The sequence below is a fragment of the Sphingomonas agri genome, assembly GCF_038148795.1.
Lineage (GTDB): Bacteria > Pseudomonadota > Alphaproteobacteria > Sphingomonadales > Sphingomonadaceae > Sphingomicrobium > Sphingomicrobium agri.
Map to the genome: position 1 here is coordinate 19,359 of NZ_JBAPEU010000003.1, position 20,120 is coordinate 39,478.

General features: G+C 59.5%; 24 protein-coding genes and 1 pseudogene. 12 read left to right on the forward strand and 13 right to left on the reverse strand.

Going from position 1 to position 20,120, the window contains the following annotated elements; genetic code table 11:
• Positions 1–32 precede the first annotated feature (32 nt).
• The 3 genes from V8192_RS12115 to V8192_RS12125 are packed head-to-tail and all read left to right on the forward strand — an operon-like array spanning position 33 to position 5,298.
• Positions 33–2,528, forward strand: a complete 2,496-nt coding sequence (locus tag V8192_RS12115) for an FtsX-like permease family protein (protein ID WP_341633362.1) — start codon at positions 33–35, stop codon at positions 2,526–2,528.
• Between the two features lie 36 nt (positions 2,529–2,564).
• Entirely contained in the window at positions 2,565–5,075 is a 2,511-nt protein-coding gene (locus tag V8192_RS12120) for an ABC transporter permease (protein WP_341633363.1), read from the forward strand.
• The gene (locus V8192_RS12125) at positions 5,068–5,298 is read left to right on the forward strand and encodes a hypothetical protein (protein ID WP_341633364.1); all 231 of its coding nucleotides are present in this window, start codon (positions 5,068–5,070) and stop codon (positions 5,296–5,298) included. The genes V8192_RS12120 and V8192_RS12125 overlap by 8 nt, the downstream gene beginning before the upstream one ends.
• Positions 5,299–5,518: 220 nt before the next feature.
• On the opposite strand, the gene V8192_RS12130 is transcribed toward V8192_RS12125, so the two are convergent.
• The 4 genes from V8192_RS12130 to V8192_RS12145 are packed head-to-tail and all read right to left on the reverse strand — an operon-like array spanning position 5,519 to position 7,863.
• Positions 5,519–5,674 carry a hypothetical protein gene (locus tag V8192_RS12130; protein WP_341633365.1) on the reverse strand — a complete coding sequence of 52 codons (156 nt, stop codon included), beginning with the start codon at positions 5,672–5,674 and terminating at the stop codon, positions 5,519–5,521.
• Positions 5,671–6,984: a hypothetical protein gene (locus tag V8192_RS12135; protein ID WP_341633366.1), complete on the reverse strand. Its 1,314-nt coding sequence runs from the start codon at positions 6,982–6,984 to the stop codon at positions 5,671–5,673. The genes V8192_RS12130 and V8192_RS12135 overlap by 4 nt, the downstream gene beginning before the upstream one ends.
• 25 nt (positions 6,985–7,009) lie before the next feature.
• On the reverse strand, positions 7,010–7,321 hold the full coding sequence (locus tag V8192_RS12140) for a hypothetical protein (protein WP_341633367.1): 312 nt from the start codon (positions 7,319–7,321) through the stop codon (positions 7,010–7,012).
• Entirely contained in the window at positions 7,321–7,863 is a 543-nt protein-coding gene (locus V8192_RS12145; RefSeq protein ID WP_341633368.1) for a hypothetical protein, read from the reverse strand. Before V8192_RS12145 ends, V8192_RS12140 begins: the two co-directional genes overlap by 1 nt.
• 125 nt (positions 7,864–7,988) lie before the next feature.
• Between V8192_RS12145 and V8192_RS12150 the strand changes: the two genes are divergently transcribed.
• Together V8192_RS12150 and V8192_RS12155 are read left to right on the forward strand one after the other, a co-directional pair.
• Positions 7,989–8,264 carry a multiubiquitin domain-containing protein gene (locus tag V8192_RS12150; protein WP_341633369.1) on the forward strand — a complete coding sequence of 92 codons (276 nt, stop codon included), beginning with the start codon at positions 7,989–7,991 and terminating at the stop codon, positions 8,262–8,264.
• 3 nt (positions 8,265–8,267) lie between these two features.
• On the forward strand, positions 8,268–8,666 hold the full coding sequence (locus tag V8192_RS12155; protein ID WP_341633370.1) for an E2/UBC family protein: 399 nt from the start codon (positions 8,268–8,270) through the stop codon (positions 8,664–8,666).
• Between the two features lie 14 nt (positions 8,667–8,680).
• Here the strand turns inward: V8192_RS12155 and V8192_RS12160 are convergent, their stop codons facing one another.
• Entirely contained in the window at positions 8,681–8,830 is a 150-nt protein-coding gene (locus V8192_RS12160) for a hypothetical protein (RefSeq protein ID WP_341633371.1), read from the reverse strand.
• 84 nt (positions 8,831–8,914) lie between these two features.
• Here V8192_RS12160 and V8192_RS12165 point away from each other — a divergent pair, with 84 nt between their 5' ends.
• A complete protein-coding gene (locus V8192_RS12165) occupies positions 8,915–10,054 on the forward strand; it encodes a HesA/MoeB/ThiF family protein (protein WP_341633372.1) in 1,140 nt (379 codons plus the stop codon).
• The gene (locus V8192_RS14685) at positions 10,054–10,410 is read left to right on the forward strand and encodes a ubiquitination-like system serine protease family protein (RefSeq protein WP_505574277.1); all 357 of its coding nucleotides are present in this window, start codon (positions 10,054–10,056) and stop codon (positions 10,408–10,410) included. The genes V8192_RS12165 and V8192_RS14685 overlap by 1 nt, the downstream gene beginning before the upstream one ends.
• A 629-nt stretch (positions 10,411–11,039) precedes the next feature.
• Here the strand turns inward: V8192_RS14685 and V8192_RS12170 are convergent.
• The 6 genes from V8192_RS12170 to V8192_RS12195 all read right to left on the reverse strand — a co-directional run bounded on the left by V8192_RS12170 (position 11,040) and on the right by V8192_RS12195 (position 15,338).
• Positions 11,040–11,516, reverse strand: a complete 477-nt coding sequence (locus tag V8192_RS12170; RefSeq protein ID WP_341633373.1) for a hypothetical protein — start codon at positions 11,514–11,516, stop codon at positions 11,040–11,042.
• The gene (locus tag V8192_RS12175) at positions 11,516–12,214 is read right to left on the reverse strand and encodes a DUF3800 domain-containing protein (protein WP_341633374.1); all 699 of its coding nucleotides are present in this window, start codon (positions 12,212–12,214) and stop codon (positions 11,516–11,518) included. Before V8192_RS12175 ends, V8192_RS12170 begins: the two co-directional genes overlap by 1 nt.
• A 1,172-nt stretch (positions 12,215–13,386) precedes the next feature.
• Positions 13,387–14,058 (reverse strand): aquaporin, encoded by a 672-nt coding sequence (locus V8192_RS12180; protein WP_341633375.1) that lies wholly within the window; start codon positions 14,056–14,058, stop codon positions 13,387–13,389.
• Positions 14,048–14,551 carry an arsenate reductase ArsC gene (locus V8192_RS12185; protein ID WP_341633376.1) on the reverse strand — a complete coding sequence of 168 codons (504 nt, stop codon included), beginning with the start codon at positions 14,549–14,551 and terminating at the stop codon, positions 14,048–14,050. Before V8192_RS12185 ends, V8192_RS12180 begins: the two co-directional genes overlap by 11 nt.
• The gene (locus V8192_RS12190; RefSeq protein ID WP_341633377.1) at positions 14,548–14,994 is read right to left on the reverse strand and encodes an ArsI/CadI family heavy metal resistance metalloenzyme; all 447 of its coding nucleotides are present in this window, start codon (positions 14,992–14,994) and stop codon (positions 14,548–14,550) included. The genes V8192_RS12185 and V8192_RS12190 overlap by 4 nt, the downstream gene beginning before the upstream one ends.
• Positions 14,991–15,338, reverse strand: a complete 348-nt coding sequence (locus V8192_RS12195; protein WP_341633378.1) for an ArsR/SmtB family transcription factor — start codon at positions 15,336–15,338, stop codon at positions 14,991–14,993. The genes V8192_RS12190 and V8192_RS12195 overlap by 4 nt, the downstream gene beginning before the upstream one ends.
• Before the next feature lie 246 nt (positions 15,339–15,584).
• Between V8192_RS12195 and V8192_RS12200 the strand changes: the two genes are divergently transcribed.
• The 3 genes from V8192_RS12200 to V8192_RS12210 all read left to right on the forward strand — a co-directional run bounded on the left by V8192_RS12200 (position 15,585) and on the right by V8192_RS12210 (position 16,767).
• Positions 15,585–16,067, forward strand: a complete 483-nt coding sequence (locus V8192_RS12200; RefSeq protein WP_341633379.1) for a hypothetical protein — start codon at positions 15,585–15,587, stop codon at positions 16,065–16,067.
• A gap of 89 nt (positions 16,068–16,156) precedes the next feature.
• The gene (merC, locus tag V8192_RS12205) at positions 16,157–16,540 is read left to right on the forward strand and encodes an organomercurial transporter MerC (protein WP_341633380.1); all 384 of its coding nucleotides are present in this window, start codon (positions 16,157–16,159) and stop codon (positions 16,538–16,540) included.
• Complete coding sequence (locus V8192_RS12210; RefSeq protein WP_341633381.1) at positions 16,468–16,767, forward strand: GDCCVxC domain-containing (seleno)protein; 300 nt, start codon at positions 16,468–16,470, stop codon at positions 16,765–16,767. The genes merC and V8192_RS12210 overlap by 73 nt, the downstream gene beginning before the upstream one ends.
• A gap of 125 nt (positions 16,768–16,892) precedes the next feature.
• Here V8192_RS12210 and V8192_RS12215 read toward each other — a convergent pair whose 3' ends face one another.
• Positions 16,893–17,252 carry a cation efflux transmembrane domain-containing protein gene (locus tag V8192_RS12215; protein ID WP_341633382.1) on the reverse strand — a complete coding sequence of 120 codons (360 nt, stop codon included), beginning with the start codon at positions 17,250–17,252 and terminating at the stop codon, positions 16,893–16,895.
• A 106-nt stretch (positions 17,253–17,358) separates the two neighbouring features.
• Positions 17,359–17,523, reverse strand: a pseudogene (locus tag V8192_RS12220) (hypothetical protein); the annotation flags it as partial.
• A 90-nt stretch (positions 17,524–17,613) separates the two neighbouring features.
• Between V8192_RS12220 and V8192_RS12225 the strand changes: the two are divergent.
• The gene (locus V8192_RS12225; protein WP_373276357.1) at positions 17,614–19,557 is read left to right on the forward strand and encodes an FTR1 family protein; all 1,944 of its coding nucleotides are present in this window, start codon (positions 17,614–17,616) and stop codon (positions 19,555–19,557) included.
• Positions 19,558–19,730: 173 nt separating this feature from the next.
• The gene (locus V8192_RS12230; RefSeq protein ID WP_505574279.1) at positions 19,731–20,117 is read left to right on the forward strand and encodes a DUF302 domain-containing protein; all 387 of its coding nucleotides are present in this window, start codon (positions 19,731–19,733) and stop codon (positions 20,115–20,117) included.
• The last annotated feature ends 3 nt before the right edge of the window (positions 20,118–20,120 follow it).

Here is a 20,120-nt window from a genome sequence, read left to right on the forward strand (position 1 = left end):
TGAAAGCTCCCTCTTGAAGAGAGGACGGTCACATGTGGCGGAATTACTGGACAGTCGCGGTTCGCGCGCTTGCAAAGAGCAAGACCTATTCGGTGATCAACATCGCAGGTCTCGCGATCGGCATGGCCGCGTGCGTCATGATTCTCCTCTACATCCGCTACGAGCAGAGCTACGACAGCTGGCTTCCCGACGTCGAGAACACCTACGAGCTGCAGGCCTGGTACCCGCACCCGCAGGACGGCGTGTCGGCCTTCATGCAGATGTCGGCCTATGTGTCGAAGAATGCGGCCAAGAAGGATTTTCCGCAGGTCCAGAATGCGGTCTACGTCCAGGACAATGAACCGGTCCTGGTCCAGGACGGTCAGGCGTCGGCGACGAAAAACTGGTACTTCGCCGACGATGACTTCCTGAAGGTCGTCAGTCTTCCGCTCCTGGCAGGCGGCTCGCTCACTGCGCCAGAGACAGCGGTCATCACCCAAAGCGAGGCGATCAAGCGCTTCGCGACCGACAAGGTCGTCGGGCGCACGATGACGATCATCACGAGGGGCGTGAAGCACGATCTCAAGATCACCGGAGTCCTCAAGGACCTGCCGAAGAACTCGAGCATGAAGATCGACGCCGTCATCAGGCTCGATTTCAACCAATTCTACGCCGACACGCCCAATTTCCTGACCTCCTGCTGGGGGTGCCAGTCAGGCTACGTGTACGTGAAGCTTCGCCCCGGCAGCGACGCCCACGCTCTCGAGGCACAGATGCCGGCATGGGAAAAGCGCAACATTCCCGACGAGATGAACGGCAATATCCGCTACAATGCCGGGCAGGACGAGGACTGGCACTTCGTCAACCTCAGGGACATTCACCTCGGCAAGGCACAGGATTCGCCGATGACGCCCGGCAACGACCGGCGCTCGATCGCCACCTTCGCAATCATCGCCGTTCTCATTCTTGGGATGGCGGTCGTGAACTTCACCAACCTTGCGACGGCACGCGCGAGCCAGCGGGCGAGAGAAGTTGCGCTCCGCAAGGTGCTTGGCGCCAATCGCAGTCAGCTGGTCGTCCAGTTCGTCGCCGAGTCCATTCTCATTTCTGCAGTCGCGATGCTGCTTGCGCTCACGCTGGTGGAACTCCTCGTCAGGCCCTTTGCGGCGTTCCTCGACGGCGACATCACGCTCTCATATTTCGGGAGTGACGGCGTCCTCCTCCCCGCGATCGGGCTGACCTTGCTGGTCGGGATCCTCAGCGGCCTCTACCCCGCCTTCTTCCTCTCGCGGTTCCAGCCGGCGCAGGTTCTCAAGGCGAACCGGTCTGCGGCAGAAACGCCGGGATCAGGGCGTGTCCGGACGATCCTCGTCGTCTTCCAGTTCGCCGTTTCGATCGGTCTCATCATCTGCACGGCCGTCATCTACGGACAGACCGTTTTCGCCCGTTCGGTGGATCCTGGCTACAAGCGCGATCACATTCTGCAGGTCGAGGAACTGGGACGCGCTCAGCTCTGGCCCAAGGCCGACATGATCGTGCACCAGATGCAGCGGGTTCCAGGAGTGGTCGCGGCCTCGCTGACCGAGATCGGCGTCAACACCAACAACCAGAGCAATACCTACATCATTCCGCCGGGAAGCAACCGCCAGGTCCTGATCGGTCAGTATAATGTCGGTGCAGATTATCTGAACGCCATGGGCCTCAGCCTGAAGGCGGGACGCTGGTTCGACGGGAACCGGCCCGTTGATGACATGACGCAGCCCTATCCCCAGAACCTCAATGTCGAAAAGGCGCTCGCGGCGCGCGGCGTCAACGTCGTCATCAACGAGAATGCCGCGAAGAAACTGGGCTTCAGCAATGCCCAGGACGCAGTCGGAAAGGTCGTCCGCGGCAAGCTCATGTCGGAGGAGGCGGGTATCACCAACGCCACCATCATCGGAGTGGTTGGCGATACGCGCTTCCGCTCGGTCCGGACTCCAATCGAACCGATGATGTTCCACAAGGTAACCGCGGGTCCCGGCTGGCTGATCGTCCGCTACCGCGGTGATCCCTCGAGCGTGCGCGCCGGCATTGAAGCCCAGTGGAAGCAAATTACGAACGAAGTTCCCTTCAACGCCAAGTTCAGCGAGGACGTGATTGCCGAGCTCTACAAGAAAGAGGATGCCCGGGCGCAGACCTTCGCTGCCTTTGCGCTTCTTGCAGTGATCATCGGTTGCCTCGGCCTCTTTGGGCTCGCTGCCTTCACGGCCGAGCGCCGGACAAAGGAAATCGGCATCCGCAAGGTATTGGGTGCCCGTACCCGCGACATCGTTCGCTTACTGGTCTGGCAGTTCAGCCGTCCCGTCATCATCGCGAACCTCATCGCCTGGCCGGTCGCCTGGTGGATGATGCGCGATTGGCTGAACGGTTTCGACGAGCGAATTGCGCTGACGCCCGTTCCCTTTCTTCTGGCCGCTGCAATCGCACTCGGAATCGCCGTCGCAACCGTCGTTGGCCACGCGATGAAGGTCGCCCGCGCCAACCCCATCCATGCGCTTCGCTATGAATAAGCGACTGCGCACCATCTGATCAGAGGAACCCGTATCTTGGAGAGGACAGTCATCATGTGGCGCAATTACTGGACCGTTGCGGTCCGGGCGCTCGCGAAGAGCAAGACCTATTCGGTGATCAACATCGCGGGCCTTGCGATCGGCATGGCCGCGTGCGTCATGATCCTTCTCTATATTCGTTACGAGCGGAGCTACGACAGCTGGCTTCCCGACGTCGAGAACACCTACCAGCTTCAGGCGTGGTACCCGCATCCCAAGGATAGCGACCCGCTGTTTCTGCAGATGTCGGCCTACGTCACCAAGGACGCGATCAGGAAGGACTTCCCACAGGTCACGGGCGCCGTCTACGCGCTCAGCAGTCAGCCGGTATTCGTCAAGAACGGCCAGGCTTCGACGACCAAAGACTATCTTCTTACCGACGATGACTTCCTGAAAGTCGTCAACCTGCCGCTCGTTCGCGGCACCGGCACTCCTTCAGCGAACACCGTGATTCTCTCGCAAAGCGAAGCGATGCGGCGTTTCGGCACCGACGACGTCGTCGGCAGAACAATGACGACGATCTCCAAGGGCGTCAGCCGAGACTTCAAGATCACCGGTGTCTTCAAGGATATCCCGAAGAATTCCAGTCTGAAGATCAACGGCATCGAACGCCTGGATTTCAACAGCTTCTTCGCCCAGGAGCCGCGGTTCCTCACCTGCTGGGGCTGCCAGTCGGGCTGGGTTTATCTGAAGTTCCGTCCCGGCACCGATGCTGCGCAGTTGCAGGCGCAGGAGCCTGCCTGGGAGAAGAGGAACATCCCGGACGAGCCCAACGGAAGCATCCGCTTCAACCAGGGCGACGACCAGGACTGGCATTTCGTCAACCTGCGCGACGTTCACCTGGGCAAGGCGCAGGGCGGCTCGATGACGCCGGGCAACGACGAGCGGTCGATCACGACGTTTGCGATCATCGCCGTTCTCATTCTTGCGATGGCGGTGGTGAACTTCACGAATCTCGCGACCGCGCGGGCCGCCCAGCGGGCCCGTGAGGTGGCGCTGCGGAAGGTTCTCGGCGCAACGCGCCGGCAGCTCGTCGTCCAGTTCGTCGCTGAATCGGTCCTGATTTCGGCAGTTGCCATGCTGCTTGCACTGACGCTCGTCGAAGTCCTGGTAAGGCCTTTTGCGGCCTTCCTCGATGCGGACATCACGCTCAATTACATCGGGAGCAACGGCATCATCCTGCCTGCACTACTGCTCACGCTTGTCGTTGGCGTCGTCAGCGGCCTCTATCCAGCCTTCTTCCTCTCGAGGTTCCAGCCCGCGCAGGTCCTGAAGGCCAACAGGTCCGCGGCCGAGACGCCCGGCTCGGGGCGCTTGCGCGCCGCGCTGGTGGTCGCGCAGTTCGCGGTGTCGATCGGCCTCATCATCTGCACGGCGGTAATCTACGGGCAGACAGTTTATGCTCGTTCGGTCGATCCCGGTTACAAGCGGGACCACATAGTCCAGGTCGAGGACCTCAATCGGTACCAGCTTCTCCCCAAGGTGCAGACGATCATCGAGCAGATGAAGCGCGTACCCGGCGTCGTTGCGGTCGGACTGACCGACATCGGCGTTGCCACCGACAACAGCAGCAACACGGGCCTCATCCCGCCGGGCAGCAACAAGCAGGTGACGATCGGCCAATATGGCGTGGACGAGGGCTTCTTCGACGCGATGGGCCTCAAGCTGCTGGCTGGCCGGTGGTTCGACCGGAACCGGCCGATGGACGACATGACGCTCGATTTCCCGGTCCAGAAGACCCAGGAGATGGCGCTTGCGCAGCGCGGCGTGAACGTCGTCCTGAACGAATATGCGGCCAAGAAGCTCGGCTTTGCGTCTCCGCGGGACGCAGTCGGCAAGGTTCTCAAGAGCGAGCTGTTCGAGCCCGGCACCGGCATGGTCGACATCAACATCATCGGAGTCGTCGGCGACACCCGCTTCCGCTCCGTGCGCACGCCGATCGATCCGATCATGTTCCAGAACCAGCACCGGGGGCCGGGCTGGATGATCATCCGCTACCGCGGCGATCCGGCGACGGTAGAGGGCGCGATCGAGGCGCAGTGGAAGCAGATCACGAACGACGTCCCGTTCCAGGCGAAGTTCAGCGAGGACATCATGCGCGAGCTCTACAAGGCGGAGGATTCGCGTGCGAAGATCTTCGCTGCCTTCTCGCTTCTGGCAGTGGTCATCGGTTGCCTCGGGCTGTTCGGCCTAGCCGCCTTCACTGCTGAACGGCGTACCAAGGAAATCGGGATCCGGAAGGTCCTTGGTGCCAGCACGCGCGACATCGTGAGACTTCTGGTGTGGCAGTTCAGCCGGCCCGTGATCATCGCCAACATCATCGCCTGGCCGATTGCCTGGTGGTTGATGCGTGACTGGCTGAACGGCTTCGACCAGCGCATTTCGCTGACCCCCGTCCCGTTCCTGATAGCGGCAGCGATTGCGCTTGGGATCGCGATTGCGACCGTCGTCGGACACGCGATCAAGGTTGCGCGAGCAAATCCGATCCATGCCTTGAGGTATGAGTGAACACGTGAACACGCCGTCGAAGTCCCCTTCACAGCGGCGTGTGGTGGTCATCGCGGGCGCGTGGGCTGTACTCGCGTCCGCGGTGACCCCGGTCTTTGCAGAGCCGCCGCGTGAAAGGGCTCGCTTCACGAAGAAGTCCGCTGCACCCGCCCGTTCGCCAGGCGGTGGCAGCGGAGGAGCATTTTCGCTCGAACGGACAATTACCGCGGTGCTCCGCCCATGACGAACCTTCGTTGTGATCAGCGGAATAAGGCCTGCTTCGGAACCTGCCGGCCGCCCGTGCCGACTGGGGCCTGCAGGATTTGAAGGGGGGCGGAACTGTCGCATTCCGCGGGCACGGACTCAAATTCCGGGCACCTGACTCCATTTCCGATCATACGACCTAACGGCTCAAGTGCACCCGCGCCGGCGGCATATTCACGAAGGCGCTCGCGACCACATAGCTAAGGCCGCGGGTCTCGGAGACCGTTTAACATCTTCAAATCGGGATGGCGTTTGATGACCTTGTCGAGAAACCGTTGATAGCGGCCATCGGGATCGACTTCCGTGGAGCGCTTCTTTCCTGAATCTGAGCTCAGAAATTTATCGCGATCGTTCATTGCGGTGCTTCCGTTCCGGATTGCCTGAACTGCCGCTGCATGTATTGCGGATTTTTCTCCGCCTCAAAATAGTGTTTCCGATCGATCCAGATCAATCCGTCGCCCTTAGAGATCACGGCGACGTCGACCGGACCTCCCACAGACTCGATATTCATCGACATGCGCTTCTTGAACGAATTCAAGTTGACGAGCGACGCAGCGACATTGGCCAACTCGTCTTTCGGTATGTGAATCAGCGCTTTCTCAAAATCCGTCATCCCCGAACGATGTCGATACCGCTGAATGGTGTCGACAAGCTCCATTAGGATCTCATCGCACTTTTGCTCGATCGCGTCGCACGCCTTTTCGTCCGGCGAGATCTTCATGATGTTCAAAGTCTCGGCAGCGATCTGATGTCCGCGCTTGAAAGCTTCCCGCAGAAACATGTTCAGCGCGGGGGGCGAGAAGCCCTTTAGGAACAATTCTGCCATATCGGAGTCGGCATACACGCCGACATGCACCGGCTCCTCTTCTGTAATCTTCACGGCATCAAGTTCTACCCTCTTAAGGTGGCCGTCGTACACATTTCCCACCCTAAATCGCTTCAAGACGGGGAAAAATTCGGATTTGCCGAACCCGGCAACGACGAGGCCAGTGAAAGATGCCGGCGCGATAAATTTCTTCTCTACGTAAAACTCGGCGAGCTCATTCAGCAGGTGGATATCCTCACTCGGTATAGTCCAGCCTCGCGTTCGAAAATGCGTGAGGACAATTTTCGATACCTCGCCAGACGCTTGGGTCCGCAGGTGCTTGCCATACTCGGAAGGTATTCCAGGATACGGTTCGTACTCTGACCATTCTTGATGCGCCTCACGGATCTTCCTTTTGATCGTATTGTCTCGAATTGCCTCCCAATCATCGTCGTCTTTGATATTCTGCTCTTCCTCGCGCAGGGCTTTCTGCACCTGGCGGGCGAGTTCGGCGAATTCGCTCTCCACCATTTCCCGGAAGTAGCGTTCCTGGAGTTCGGGAGTGAAAAGCCCCTTCTGCTCCTCGATGTAGAATAGGAACGCGGCGGCATATTCCTCTAATGTTGGAAACCCCTCGTCCGGAAGCGTCGCTCTGAAGGTCTTTATCAAGACTTCCCACGGGACGCCCATCAGGGAGCCGTTTTGGTAAACCATGACACCCACCGGGTCCCGATTTGACAACATAAACAGCTTGTTCGCTGTGTTGTAGACTTTGCTCCGACGACCATCGGACACCGAAACGGCACTGTCCGCCGCCAAGGCGACCGCCAGCCGATTCATCACTGCCACTTCCGACGTCATCAAGCTCTCCTAGCTTCTTAACGGCTCACGTTTTCGACCCTTCTGGATCATCATCATCTTCATCATGGCGATCGCAGCTGAAAGTTGCTCGCAAAGGTGTTTCGGAATGTGATGCAGAAACGGGTGAGCGAGCGACCGGTCGTGGACGGCCGCGCCTCGCTCGCTTCCAAGAAGTCCGCACACGCGAACCATCGCGGTCGAAACCATACGCCTTAAGGGCACCGGCAATTAACTTGCCGACGCCTTCATCGGGCGCCCCCAACTCTTCATCGTTCGCCTCAATGACCGCATCGTCGAAACCGTGAAGAACGCGTTCGAGCCGGTCGTCATCGTCCATCACAAGTCGCCTCCACTCGCTTGAGCGACACCGCGCCAAAATCTTTTCCGGGCAGCGTCAAATTCGTTTGCGCTCAGGCCGCATCGCCTTTGCGTTTCAAGCGCCGTTTCGCCCATCTGCAGACCGCTGATTAGATCTCGGACGGCGCGGTCATCCTGAAAGTGGCGCATTATGTCCCTCAGTTGTTGATCCGCCTCGATCTTCAGATGGGCATCATCGACAGGCTCGATGGTCGCACCTTCGCCGGGATAGTCCTCGGAGGCACGTTGTCTGACATCGCTCGCAATACTTCTCATGGTTTGAGCCAGGAAGACGACGAGCGGGATGCCGTGTGGCCAACGCCGGGATCCTTCCAGCGTGCGGACAATGCTTTCTTGCAGCAGGTCGCGCCAATCCATTGCCGGTAAGCCCTGAGCTCTCGCTCTTGCGATCAACTCAAGTCGTCGAAGGTCTGCCCGCCCGAGCGTTGCGATGCCACGGGCTGCCTCGGCTAATCCCGCAAATCGCGGCTCACCATCACCTTCGACTCTTGCGTTCAGCATGAACCTCCATGCGCTCCAGCTTGCCGCATTTGGACACGGCGAACAAAAAATTTCCGCGCGTCCAAATCAGCCATCCTGACCAGCATCATACGGCAAAACTACCGCGATGATGAAAGGAACGGACAGTGGCCGAAAAGCAAGCGGGCGACGAGCATGGCAAGCCGAAGCCCCACAAGTATAAAATCCAAATTGATAAGCGCGAATACGAGGTGGAAGAGCCGACGCCCACCGGCCGGTTCCTGCTGACATTGGCCGGCAAGATCCCGGTGGAACAATTTGGCATCTATCTTCGCCTACAGGGCCAGCAGGCCGAGCGGATCATGCTCGATCAAACTGTCGACCTTCGTGGTGAAGGGATTGAAAGGTTCGTGACGCTCCCACTCGATCAGACCGAGGGCTGATCGATGCGACGCGACTTCTCGTTGCCAGAAGAGGACATGGAGTGGCTTGAATCGTTGGGCCGCCCTTACGAACTCGTGCGGGAGGGCGCCGTCCAGCGTGTCGTCCTGCACGAGTTTCCGGTCCCGGATGGCTACACAGTGGAACGCGTCTCGATCAACGTGCGCATCGAACCGGGCTACCCGGACTCGCAGATTGATATGGCCTATTTCCACCCGCCATTGGCGCGAAGGGATGGGGCAACAATTGGGTGCTTAGCCCACGATCCATTCGACGGCCGCAACTGGCAAAGATGGAGCCGTCACCGCACTCCCGCAAATCCCTGGCGACCGGGAATAGATAACCTCTCGACCCACTTCGCCTTGGTCGAGGAATGGCTCGTCCGCGAATTTAGGAAGTGTTGAAGATGACGCGCGTCTCAGTGACCATGACCGAAGCTCAGCACAGTGATCTTCACCGACATCTCTTCCCCGGCGATGGCCTTGAAGCGGTCGCACTGTTGCTTTGTGGCAGACGCGCTGGCCGCCGCCACCGACTCTTCGTCCGCGAAGTGATACCCATCGCTCATGACCAATGCAGACGGACCGCAGACCGAGTGACGTGGTCAACGGAACTCTTACCCGCATTGCTGGAGCGAGCCGATAAGAAGGGAATGAGCGTCCTTAAGGTTCACGGCCACCCGGACTATCGTCAATTTTCAGAGATCGACGACGTCGCTGATAACGCGCTGTTTCCCTCGCTCTACGGCTGGTTGGGCGGTGAGCACCCGCTTGGAAGCATGATCATGATGGCAGACGGGGACCTCATCGGCCGCGTTTGCGAACCGGATGGCGGCTTCACACCGTTCGAGAGCGCCGCGGTTGTGGGCGACGACATCAAAATCTCATTCGCTCACCCTTCGGAGGAAGTTCCCGACTTCGGCGAGCGCATCGCACAAAGTTTTGGAAAGGGCACGTTCGAGCTGCTCAGACACATGAAGATTGGTGTCGTGGGCTGCTCAGGGACTGGAAGTCCCGTCATTGAAATGCTCGCGCGGAATTGCGTTGGTGCTTTGGTACTCGTTGATCCTGATACCGTTGAGGGGCGGAATCTCAATCGTATTCTCAACACAAGCTCAGAAGATGCGCGCGCCCGTCGTCCGAAGGTTGAAGCCTTGAAGCGCGCTATCGACGCCATGGGCCTTGGCACCCAGGTCGATGTGTTCGCGGAGACAATTTTCGAGCGGAATGTCGTCGAGGCTCTTGCCGACTGCGATGTGCTCTTCGGCTGCATGGATAGCGTCGATGGGCGACACCTCCTCAACCGATTAGCGGCATTTTACATGATCCCATATTTCGATTTGGGCGTGAAGCTCGAGGCGGACGGCACCGGTGGTGTCGAACAGGTTTGCGGGTCCGTTCACTACCTCAAACCCGGCGGCTCAAGCTTGTTGAGCCGTCACGTGTATTCGGGAGAGCAACTGAGAGCTGCCGGGCTGAAGCGAACCGATCCAGCGTCTTATCGCAACCTTCTCGAAGAGGGTTACATCAAGGGTGTGGCCGAAGATCGCCCAGCGGTCATTCAATTGAATATGTTGATCGCCAGTTTCGGCGTGAACGAGCTTCTAGCGCGTATTCATCCATATCGACTTGATCCCAATTCGGATTTCGCCGTCCGACGTATCAGTTTGAGCCACGGGATCTTCGAAACGGAATCCGATGGCGAACCTTGCCCATCACTCACCAAACATCTCGGCCGAGGCGATGTTGAGCCGTTGCTCGAGTGGCCAGAGCTCAGTCGGGAGGCGGCGTAATGAGTAGCGAGATTTCGTGGATCAGACGGCGGCTCGTAGCTCTCCGTCGATGGATTTGGCCGCTCAAAGCTCAGGAGGTTGAGGATCTGCCCGACGAACTGAGTGAGGACCACATCTACCTCGTGGGGGAAGATGGCTTGTGGTGGAGCGCAGCGATGGTGTGTCCGTGCGGGTGTCAAACCACCATACAACTAAGCTTGGTCCCTAATGATCGCCCACGCTGGCGCGCCCAGGTCGCAGAGAATGGTATTATCTCGCTATCCCCGTCCGTATGGCGCACCAGGGGCTGTGGCAGTCATTTTGTCGTACGAGACGGCAAAATTAGATGGGCTAAGCCGAGCCTGGATCAAGGTTGAGTGCTAGAAATTTCAAAGGACGCTTTCCATATGGAGTGCGCTACGCAGAGACATTGAGCATGGACCTTAGGATCACACATTCCAAAGACGGCGAACTGTCGGGACCAGAGTATTGGAACGACTATCCTCTCGAGGCTGCTCGGGGAACTGTTCAGAGCTGGGTAGAGGATGGCGTCGCCGACTGGGCTAAGATCCGTGACGATTCGGATCGGCTGCTGTTTAGGTGGCCGAGAAGGTCCGACCTGCCTCCTAATTGAGCGACCGAAGGCTCGGTTCAGCACGAGGCAATGGCCGCCACGTTATAATTCTTCACTGCTGCTAATGTGCACCACATTGCCTCTTTGCAGAGGCGATTTCGTCTTTGGAGAAAGGCGGACAGTTAGATGAGATCCGAAAGGCTCTCTCAGTCCGCTTGACTCATCCGACTTTTTTGTGCTCGTACGCAGAGAGTTGAGAGAGAGGCGCCGGGAACGAGCAATTCTCTTTTTGTCAAGGGTTTTTTGTAGAAAAGTCTTGAAACTTTTGGCTTGACGCGCTATTTAACGATCAGCTCATCCACCAGCCGCTAAGGCGTCAGTGTGGAAGGAGTTACGGGCCCGTTGCTCTTCGGAGTGGCGGGTCCAGCCGTTTCAGGGCCCTCCAAATTCTTCCCAGCGCCGATTGAGCTTCTCCCGTTGGTGCTCTCGCTCAACTGGATATCCCGTCCACGGAAGAACGAATTCGCCGCGATCAGCGAGCACGACGAGGTACTCGGCCTCCTCGCACCACAGATGGATATTCACGGAGTCTTTGCGCTCCTCTGACCACATCTTAATGGCAGGATCCGTGCAATGATCGATGATAGCGCGAGGCCAAGCGATACGCTCGCACCGACGGGGCTCGATGATGCGATCCGCTTCCACGTTCCCAGTCGATACGAAGTGCCAAAAGGTGGCCTCCTTGCCTTCTTCGATCGGCTGCCTCTTTAGGCCCATGCGCCTGCCCTGAAAGGGAGGCCGATGTCCGAGAAAGTCCTGCTGAAACTTCGCGTAGATGGCGGCCAGATAAGCGTTCCAATCACCATTAAACTGTTCCAGGAGGATGAGCGGCGGCAACCAATCTGGCATTAAGACGCCTGCCAAATCAAAATATTGAACTTGTCCTCTTTCGGGAGGGTGCTCTTCGCTAGCGAATAGCCGCTGCGCGCCGCTATCCGCTCGACGATCTTTCGCTTTGCCGCGCTGTCGCCCATGCCCCGAGCCTTATAGGACATGGCGCCGATTAGGAGGTCCGCAAGCTGTACTGGGCCCACTTCATGCGAGCGAACCTGCTGAACGTGGTCGATCATGCTCCTGGAGAAATCCAATTGGCTGTTGGATAGCGTTTCCCAAAGCCGCTTCACCTTCAGCTTCGATCTTGTGTCCTTGATGTCGAGGTAGATGCGATACCGGTACTGCGGCTTCAGCAGGAAGCTGATCAGATGAAAGTACATCTTATAGTACCAATCATCGTGGCTCTGCTGGAACTTTTCATGATCGAGCGCCGACTTATCTGGCGCGACCACACACCTGAATCTTAGATCGTCATCATCGAAAAAATAGTCGACCAGATCCATATAAAGATCGACTTTTGACCCGCTGACCTTCGTCCACTTTACCTCGAAGCTGGACGGCATCTTATGCTTGTTTTTGATCTCGGCGATGCGCGCGCTGATCTCGGCTTTTCGCTCATCCGGAAGCCACAGGGCGCCGAGCGTCATGGCGCTCTGACCGTCATTCTCAAGGTGGCAGGATTCATCACAGTAGACGTCGATGATGGTCTTCATGACCTGAGGCGTTCGTGATTGATCATATCGTTGATGCTAACTGTAGAGATCGACGGAGGAAAGCTTTGGTCGGCGCAGAGGCTTTACCCCGCGTCGCTTGGGACGCCGCTTAGCGCCCCGTTGATCGCTCAAGGGCCCGCCTCAGGACGCGACTGGTGCCATCGAGCGGGGTGCGCCGATTAGGGGCGATCTCCCGCAGTAGAGCGGAGTAAAAGGTGGATAAAAGTTCTTGGTTGTAGTTGGAATAACTTACTAACCGCGGATTTCTACTTGACAGTACTGTAGAAATTAGATTATAAGCATAATCTGAGCTTTCAATGGCTCAAAAATTCCCGCGCGTCACGTTGCCGCACGCAGCGACGCGCTCCCCTCTCGCCGCAGAATTGAAAGATGCTCATGCGAACTTGGTACATCCACGACAACGGTATACCCGACGACCACGCCGCCTCTATTTGTGGCTTCGACAGTCGAGGCGCGTTCACGGTGCTGCGCGCCCGCGGTGCGTTCGGCCGTGCGAATGCCGATGCGGTCTCAAGAGTGTCACTGCGGGAAGTTGCGGCTGGGAAGGCTTTGGTAGACGCGGAGAGAGCCGGAGTCGTCAGAGAGCAAGCGCTTCCACTAATCACCCAGATTGCGGACGTCGCATACGTGCGGCTCGCGATGCTGGAATTCAGTCGGCGCAGCTGGGAACCTCGCTACGTCACAAGCAGCTCTTTCATCGAGCTTGCTCAGAAGATGCATTCAGAAGAGGGGCTTGCTGAACTCCAGGACAGGCTGGGTGTGCGTACCCGTGCTTATGCACAGTTTGCGATCTTTGGGGCCCACGGGACCCTCGCCTTTAGTGACTCACATCCGTCGCCTGGCAGCAATGGGCAGCTTTCTCGGTGCGTTGACGTCTGGCAAATCGCTCAGCACATCAAGAATTACGTGGGCGGCGTGCTATTTCATGGGACCCGAGAGTGCATGTTAGCTGCGTGATCAGATGCCGATATGTAAATGCAGGATCGGCAGCTTCCGCAGATTCTGTGTATGACCGGCTACGACCGCGATGGCGCTAAGCCGAATGGCATGCTCTGGCCGCAGGCGGATCGTCCGCTTTGGGTTGGAGTAGTCGCACTTCGGAGGTCTATTCAGGAATTCGCCGAGCGGCGGCTTGCGACCCAATCCGGAAACTAGGATCCTGCTAATAACCACTTCGCTAACAGCGCTCCGCACCCCGCGCCCAGCAACTGAGCGATTATGAACGGCAGCACGTCGTGCGGCGCGATTCCGGCGAAGCTGTTGGTGAGGCTGCGGGCGACGGTGATCGCCGGGTTCGCGAAGCTGGTCGAGGAGGTGAACCAGTAGGCCGCGGTGATATAGGCCGCGACGGTCACCGGCACCCAGCGCTCGCGAAAGCGGACAGTGCCTAGGATCGTCAGGATCAGGCCGAAGGTGGCGATGAACTCGCCGGTCCACTGGCCGGGCCCGGTGCGCGCCTTCACCGACAGCTGCAGCGTCGGCAGTCCGAACATCAAATGCGCTGCCCAGGCGCCGAGAATGCCGAAGGCGAACTGCGCAGCGATGTAGGCGGCGGCGTCGCCCCAACCCAGCTCGCGGCGCGAGGCGGCGACCAGGCTCACCGCCGGGTTCATGTGCGCGCCAGAGATCGGCCCGAGCAAGGTGATCAGCACGAACAGGATCGCGCCGGTCGCGAGCGTGTTGCCGAGCAATGCGATGGCATCGTTCCCGCCCGAGAGGTTCTGCGCCATGATCCCCGAGCCGATCACGCAGGCGAAGAGGAAGAAGGCGCCCAGGCCCTCGGCGGCAACGCGGCGTGCGAGGGTCGGCGGCTCAAGCTGCATCTTCGTCGTTGCGACGTCCGATCTCGCGCACCTTCGATTGGAGGCTCATCCCGTCGATACTGTCGAGCGGCAGCGACAGGAACAACTGAATGCGCCGTTGCAGGGCGTAAAAGGCGTCGCGGAACGCACGATCTCGCCTGTCCGGTTCTGCGGCTGCGGGGTCGGGAATGCCCCAATGCGCGGTCATCGGATGGCCCGGCCAGACTGGACAAGTCTCGCCCGCCGCGTCGTCGCAGACCGTAAAGACGAAATCGAGCGGCGGCGCTCCGTCGGCGGCAAATTCGTCCCAGCTTTTCGAGCGATAGCCTTCGGTCGGAAACCCAAGCTCGCTAAGCAGTTTCAGCGATCCCGGATGCACCTGGCCCTTAGGGAAGCTCCCCGCGGAGAAGGCTCGAAAGCGGCCTTCGCCTTCCTTGTTGAGGATCGCCTCGGCGAGGATCGAGCGGGCGCTGTTCCCGGTGCAGAGGAACAGGACGTTGTAGGTCCTGCTCACGCGGCGGCCTTCGGCAGGCAGCATTTATCGCCAACGCTGTCGGACAGCGTGCCGAGCGCAGGGCTATCGCCGTAGGTCGTGGCCTCGCCGTTGGTGAGAAAGGCTTCCCACACGACGCCGTCGGGGTCGCTGATCCAGCTCTTCTCCGATTTGGCGTAGCAGCAGGTGGTCTGGCCTTCCTCCAGCACCGGGCAATCGGCGGCCTTGAGGCGTCCGTAAACCTCCGACAGCTCTTCGCTGCTCTCGGCTTGGATGCCGAGGTGCTCGATGCCCTTCTTCGCGTGATTGCCCTGAGAGATTGCGAAATTGACCCGCGGGTCGTCGAGCATCCACTTGGCGTAATCATCCTTCACCACAGTCGGTTCGGCAGCGAACAGTGTCGAGTAGAAGCGGATGGAATTGGCGAGGTCGTCGACCCCGACATGGACGTGCAGGCGTTTCATGCGGACTTCCTTTTTTCCGATTGAGGGGTGGGTGCGCAGGCCGAGGCGGCGCCGCAGTCGGCACCGGCGCAGCAATTTTCCATGAGGTAATCGACCAGCGCGTTCATCGCCGGATAGTTGGCGCGGTAGATCAGCGAGCGGTGCTGCCGCTCCTGCAGGATCAGGCCGGCATTCTTGAGCTGGGCGAGGTGGAAGGAGAGCGAACTATTGGGGACGCCGAGATTCTCGGCGATCGCGCCCGCCGCCATGCCCTTGTCGCCGGCCTGCACGAGCAGGCGGAACAAGGCGAGGCGGTGCTCTTGGGCCAGCGCGCCGAGCGCTCCGATGGCACTGTCGGCGCGCATCCTAACGGAAGCTCGCCCAATGAACGGCGGCCGCGCAACAAGGGGCCGGTGGGAGCGCGGTGAAAGCGTTCAGAACCGCCCGGAAGAAACCGTATACGGAAGCCATAATTCGTCCTTTCGATAATTGTCGAAATGACCTGTTCTCCAACCTACGTCAAGGATGTTTCGAAAAAAGTAGAAATGAAAAGGCTGGGTGGAGCAGGTCAGACAATGGGAAAGAGGATTGAATCGCGCTAATAGCGCCTGATGGCTGGGCTTCGCCGCGCGCTCTTCAGCATCCTCGCAGCGTTCGCGATGCTCTGCGGACTTGGCTGGACAGCTGCCGCCTATGCCTGCCCTGAGCCTGTGGCTGCCAGGCCAGCCGATGACAGCTGCACGCACTCCAAGCCCGTCAACAGCGTCATGCCCGATTGCGGCCCGGTGTGCCTTGGCGTGGTGCCAGCGATTCCGACCGTCGCGCCGGTCGCGATAGTTCACCCGCCCGCCTACGTCGTGACCATCGCAGAGCTTCGGGGCCATGTTTATGCGCCGGACCCGCCGCCACCCCGGAACGGCGTGAGAGCCAAGCAATTCAATTTCATTGATGGAGAAAACATCATGAAGAAAATCATTCTGGCGATAGTAGCGCTGTCTGCTGCGTCGGGGGCTTTCGCCGCCGCGCCGCAGGTGGCCAAGGCTGTCGCCGATTGTTGTTGCCCAAGCTGTCCCGACTGCCCCCACGGCAAGTGAGACAGTAGGGTAGAGTAAGGAAGGGTGTCCGGTCGGAAAGGCCGGGCACCCTTCTCGACATCAATACAAACGAGAGTCAGTCCACCAGCATGTCCACCCAAGGCACACGCGTTGCAGGCAGCACCGGCACCATCGGCGCCATCATCGCGGCGATGAGCTGCACGGCGTGCTTTCCTGCGCTCGCCAGTCTCGCTTCCGCGCTCGGATTAGGCTTTCTCAGCCAGTTCGAGGGCATCTCAATCCATTACATACTGCCGCTGTTTGCCCTCATCGGCTTGGCCGCAAACGTTATCGGTGGACTCCGCCGCCGAGGTTGGGTGCGGATGGTTCTCGGGATCAGTGGACCATTACTTGTGCTGGCTGCAGCGCTGCTGATGGCGACATTTGGCATGGCGACAGAATGGCTGCTTTATCCCGGCCTTGTGCTCATGATTGGGATTGCCATCTGGGATTTGAAAGCGACACGCACTTGACCGAGCTCCAATCAACTCTGACCTGCCCCCGATGTGACGGCGTCTCGACCGAAACGATGCCGGCTGACGCTTGCCAGTATTTCTATGATTGCCGGCATTGCGGTGCGGTGCTGAAACCTGTTTCCGGCGATTGCTGCGTCTTTTGCTCCTATGGAGATGTGGCTTGTCCACCCGTCCAAGAGGCGCGCAACTCGGGCTCCGCCGGTGCGTGCTGCTCCTCTTCGTAGTTCGCAGGGACCGGACGCCTGACCCGTTTCGTCCCAGCGCATCATCTTTTTGGGTCGCCAGGCGTCGTTAATGTGCGGGTGCGAAGCCTAACTGACTAACCATCGGCGGCGCTGGTGAGCGGCCCTCAGGAACTAGCCTCTTTGGCCTTTCGTGCATCGGCCAGAATCTCAAACGACTCCCTGACGATGTACACTCCGATCGCGCCGCCCACCAGCAAGTCGACGAACCGGAAACCTGTAACGATCACGATCGCGCCGGAGACAATCACAGCAATGTTCGCGATCACGTCCACGCGCGTGAAGATTACCGTCGCTCTTATGTGGACCTCTCGGTTGCGCTGCTTGGTCAGCATTCGCAGCACCGTCGAGTTCACGATCAACGCGATGCTGGCTACTACGACCATGATCCAGCCTTCGGGGCGTTCCCCGAACAAGGCGCGTCGTGCTGCATCGAGAAGAACACCCGCGCCGAGCGCAAGAAGCAACAATCCGCTTGCCCGAGCTGCATTTGCCTTTAAAATTCGGGCCGCGAGAGACTGCTGCAAGTCCGATCGCGTAGGCCGTTGCGTCTGCGAGCATGTCCAGGCCGTCAGCGATGAGCCCTGATGATCCGGCGATCACACCTGCGGTCACCCCTATGACGAACATAGCAGCATTGAGGCCAAGCGCGATCGTGAGAACGCGTCTCTGCTCGGGTGTGTCGGCCTCGTTCGTCCTGCAACCGCAATCAGCCATGCGCCGGCTCTTAGCCGGCATTCAGTGAACTCTGAACAGCCCAATCTCGCTCAGCCCGATTGTGCCCATAGCCGCTCTTGCGAAGCGTTCGCAAAAAGCTATGCAGGCGCCATGTATCGCTTTTCGCTTCATCTGACATACCTAGTCGCATGCGTCCTAGGCCTACTTTGGGCCACGGCCGGACTCGCCGATCCGCAGGCCCCAGCCTCGACCGTCCAAACCACTTGGCGGCTTCTCGACTATGTAGCGGTCGATTATCCTGGGGCCGTCCAAAATGGGCGCGTAGTCAGTGCCTCTGAATTTGCGGAAATGAACGAATTCACGGCGACCGCCGAGAAGCAGCTCCGGACTCTCCCTGCATCTGGGTCGAAGCCCGCGCTGCTCGCGCAGGCCAACGCTCTGCACTTCAAAGTTGCGACGAAGGCCTCCCCGCCCGAGATCGCACAGCTAGCCCGGCAACTTGGTGCGGACCTCCTGAAGGCTTATCCTGTCCCGCTCGCGCCAGCACAGCTGCCCGATCTCAACCGCGGATCTCAGCTGTTCGAGACCAACTGCGCGGCGTGTCATGGCAGTTCCGGCCAAGGAGATGGTCCGGCTGCTCGAAGCCTCAATCCCAAACCCGTGAACTTCACCGACCGCACACGGGGCCGGGAGCGGAGCAGCTTCGCCCTTGAGCAGGTAATCGACCAAGGCCTCAGCGGCACGGCGATGCAGAGCTTTGCGAGCCTACCCGTCCAGGACCGCTGGGACCTCGCGTTCAAGGTTGGGACTTTTGCTTATCCGACGAGTCTCGCGGCCGAAGGGCGACGGATCTGGGAAAGCGATCCCGACGTCCGATCACGCGTGCCGAACATCGCTGCACTGGCCACTATCACGCCAAATGCCCTCGCTCAGCAGATAGGCGAGGACAAAGCGACTGCGTTGATCGCCTACTTGCGCTCCAATCCCGCTGCAGTGCAGCCGTCGAGCGGCGAATCCCTGACGGTCAGCCGGTCGAAGCTCGTAGCGAGCGTGCGTGCTTATGCGGCCGGCGACAAAGAGCAAGCGCGGACACTTGCACTCTCCGCTTATCTCGACGGCTTCGAGCCCGTCGAACCGATCCTCACCGCGCGGAATCCAAACCTCATGCACAGGATCGAGTCCGGCATGGGCGAGTTCAGGGGCGCGATCGGACGAGGCGCGCCAGTGGCGGAGATTCAGGCCAGGGCGCAAGCGCTCGACAGCGAGTTCGCGGCGGTCGAGCAGGCGTTGGCCCCACAAGCCAGCAGCTCGGTTTCCACCTTCTTGAGCGCTCTCACGATCCTTGTGCGAGAGGGTGTGGAGGCTCTGCTGATCGTAGTGGCGATGATCGCCTTCCTGCGCAAAGCCGAGCGGACGAACGAGCTCCGCTTCGTCCACGGCGGGTGGATTGCTGCGCTCCTTGTCGGACTTTTGACCTGGTTCGTCGCGACGACCTTGATCTCCTTCAGTGGCGCCAGCCGCGAACTGACCGAGGGCTTTGGCGGCGTCTTCGCGGCGCTGGTCCTGGTCTTTGTGGGCATCTGGATGCACGGCAAGGCGCAAGCGGATGCCTGGCAGCGTTATGTCCGGGAGAAATTGAACCGCGCCCTCAACGAGCGTTCCGGCTGGTTCCTGTTCGGTCTCGCATTTGTGGTGGTTTACCGCGAAGCGTTCGAGACGATCCTCTTCTATGCCGCGATGTGGGAAGATTCACCGGGCGCGCTGCTCGCCGGCGTTTGTGCAGGCGCCGCCATTCTCGGCGGCGTCGCGTGGGCAATGCTTCGCTACAGCGCGAAGCTGCCGATCTCCAAGTTCTTCCGCTACAGCTCTATTCTCATGGCCGTGCTTGCGGTCGTGCTCGCCGGCAAGGGCATCGGGGCCCTTCAGGAGGCTGGCTTGGTGGGTGTCACTTCGCTCGCGTTCGTGCCGAGAATCGATTGGCTAGGACTGCAGCCCAGTGCTCAGGTCGTCGTCGCCCAAGTAACAGCTTTGATCGCGTTGATTGTCGGATTCGCTTTGCATCGGCTGCCGTCACCGATCTCTTCCAAGGCTTAGATTATCCTTGTTGGTGCGAACTCGACGCTGGCAGACAAAAGCCGGCGGCGGCTTTGAACGACCCGGAACTCTACTTATGATATTCACGTCCGAAGTTGCGTAACAGCCCGCCCATGAAGGAGCCCGATTATGCGCAACCCGCAACTGAAAGTAGCAGCAGCCCCATGGGCCCAATGACCTACTATTTTGCGAGGACCGTGGAGGCCCCTTTCGACGACTCGATTCAGCGCGTTATGGCGCGGCTGAAGGATGAGGGCTTCGGCATCATCACCCAGATTGATGTAAAGGAGACGCTCAAGACCAAGCTCGGCGTCGACTTTCGCGACTACCGGATTCTCGGTGCCTGCAACCCTTCGCTCGCCTACGAAGCACTGACGATCGAGGACAAGGTGGGCACAATGTTGCCGTGCAATGTCATCGTTCAGGATGTGGGCGGCGGTCGCACCGAGATCGCGGCGATCGACCCGGTCGCATCCATGGCGGCCATTGATAACCCCGGATTGAAGCAGGCCGCCGAGCAGGTGGGGCAGAAGCTGCGGAGGGTGATCGAGGCTCTTTGACAC

Excerpts from the sequence above, each read along its gene's own strand:
- V8192_RS12115 (WP_341633362.1), top strand. The coding sequence starts at position 33 with ATGTGGCGGAATTACTGGACAGTCGCGGTTCGCGCGCTTGCAAAGAGC.
- V8192_RS12125 (WP_341633364.1), top strand. The coding sequence starts at position 5,068 with ATGAGTGAACACGTGAACACGCCGTCGAAGTCCCCTTCACAGCGGCGT.
- V8192_RS12130 (WP_341633365.1), bottom strand. The coding sequence starts at position 5,674 with ATGAACGATCGCGATAAATTTCTGAGCTCAGATTCAGGAAAGAAGCGC.
- V8192_RS12135 (WP_341633366.1), bottom strand. The coding sequence starts at position 6,984 with ATGACGTCGGAAGTGGCAGTGATGAATCGGCTGGCGGTCGCCTTGGCG.
- V8192_RS12140 (WP_341633367.1), bottom strand. The coding sequence starts at position 7,321 with ATGGACGATGACGACCGGCTCGAACGCGTTCTTCACGGTTTCGACGAT.
- V8192_RS12145 (WP_341633368.1), bottom strand. The coding sequence starts at position 7,863 with ATGCTGAACGCAAGAGTCGAAGGTGATGGTGAGCCGCGATTTGCGGGA.
- V8192_RS12155 (WP_341633370.1), top strand. The coding sequence starts at position 8,268 with ATGCGACGCGACTTCTCGTTGCCAGAAGAGGACATGGAGTGGCTTGAA.
- V8192_RS12160 (WP_341633371.1), bottom strand. The coding sequence starts at position 8,830 with ATGAGCGATGGGTATCACTTCGCGGACGAAGAGTCGGTGGCGGCGGCC.
- V8192_RS12165 (WP_341633372.1), top strand. The coding sequence starts at position 8,915 with ATGAGCGTCCTTAAGGTTCACGGCCACCCGGACTATCGTCAATTTTCA.
- V8192_RS14685 (WP_505574277.1), top strand. The coding sequence starts at position 10,054 with ATGAGTAGCGAGATTTCGTGGATCAGACGGCGGCTCGTAGCTCTCCGT.
- V8192_RS12170 (WP_341633373.1), bottom strand. The coding sequence starts at position 11,516 with ATGCCAGATTGGTTGCCGCCGCTCATCCTCCTGGAACAGTTTAATGGT.
- V8192_RS12175 (WP_341633374.1), bottom strand. The coding sequence starts at position 12,214 with ATGAAGACCATCATCGACGTCTACTGTGATGAATCCTGCCACCTTGAG.
- V8192_RS12180 (WP_341633375.1), bottom strand. The coding sequence starts at position 14,058 with ATGCAGCTTGAGCCGCCGACCCTCGCACGCCGCGTTGCCGCCGAGGGC.
- V8192_RS12190 (WP_341633377.1), bottom strand. The coding sequence starts at position 14,994 with ATGAAACGCCTGCACGTCCATGTCGGGGTCGACGACCTCGCCAATTCC.
- V8192_RS12195 (WP_341633378.1), bottom strand. The coding sequence starts at position 15,338 with ATGCGCGCCGACAGTGCCATCGGAGCGCTCGGCGCGCTGGCCCAAGAG.
- V8192_RS12200 (WP_341633379.1), top strand. The coding sequence starts at position 15,585 with ATGGCTGGGCTTCGCCGCGCGCTCTTCAGCATCCTCGCAGCGTTCGCG.
- merC (WP_341633380.1), top strand. The coding sequence starts at position 16,157 with ATGTCCACCCAAGGCACACGCGTTGCAGGCAGCACCGGCACCATCGGC.
- V8192_RS12210 (WP_341633381.1), top strand. The coding sequence starts at position 16,468 with ATGGCTGCTTTATCCCGGCCTTGTGCTCATGATTGGGATTGCCATCTG.
- V8192_RS12225 (WP_373276357.1), top strand. The coding sequence starts at position 17,614 with ATGTATCGCTTTTCGCTTCATCTGACATACCTAGTCGCATGCGTCCTA.
- V8192_RS12230 (WP_505574279.1), top strand. The coding sequence starts at position 19,731 with ATGACCTACTATTTTGCGAGGACCGTGGAGGCCCCTTTCGACGACTCG.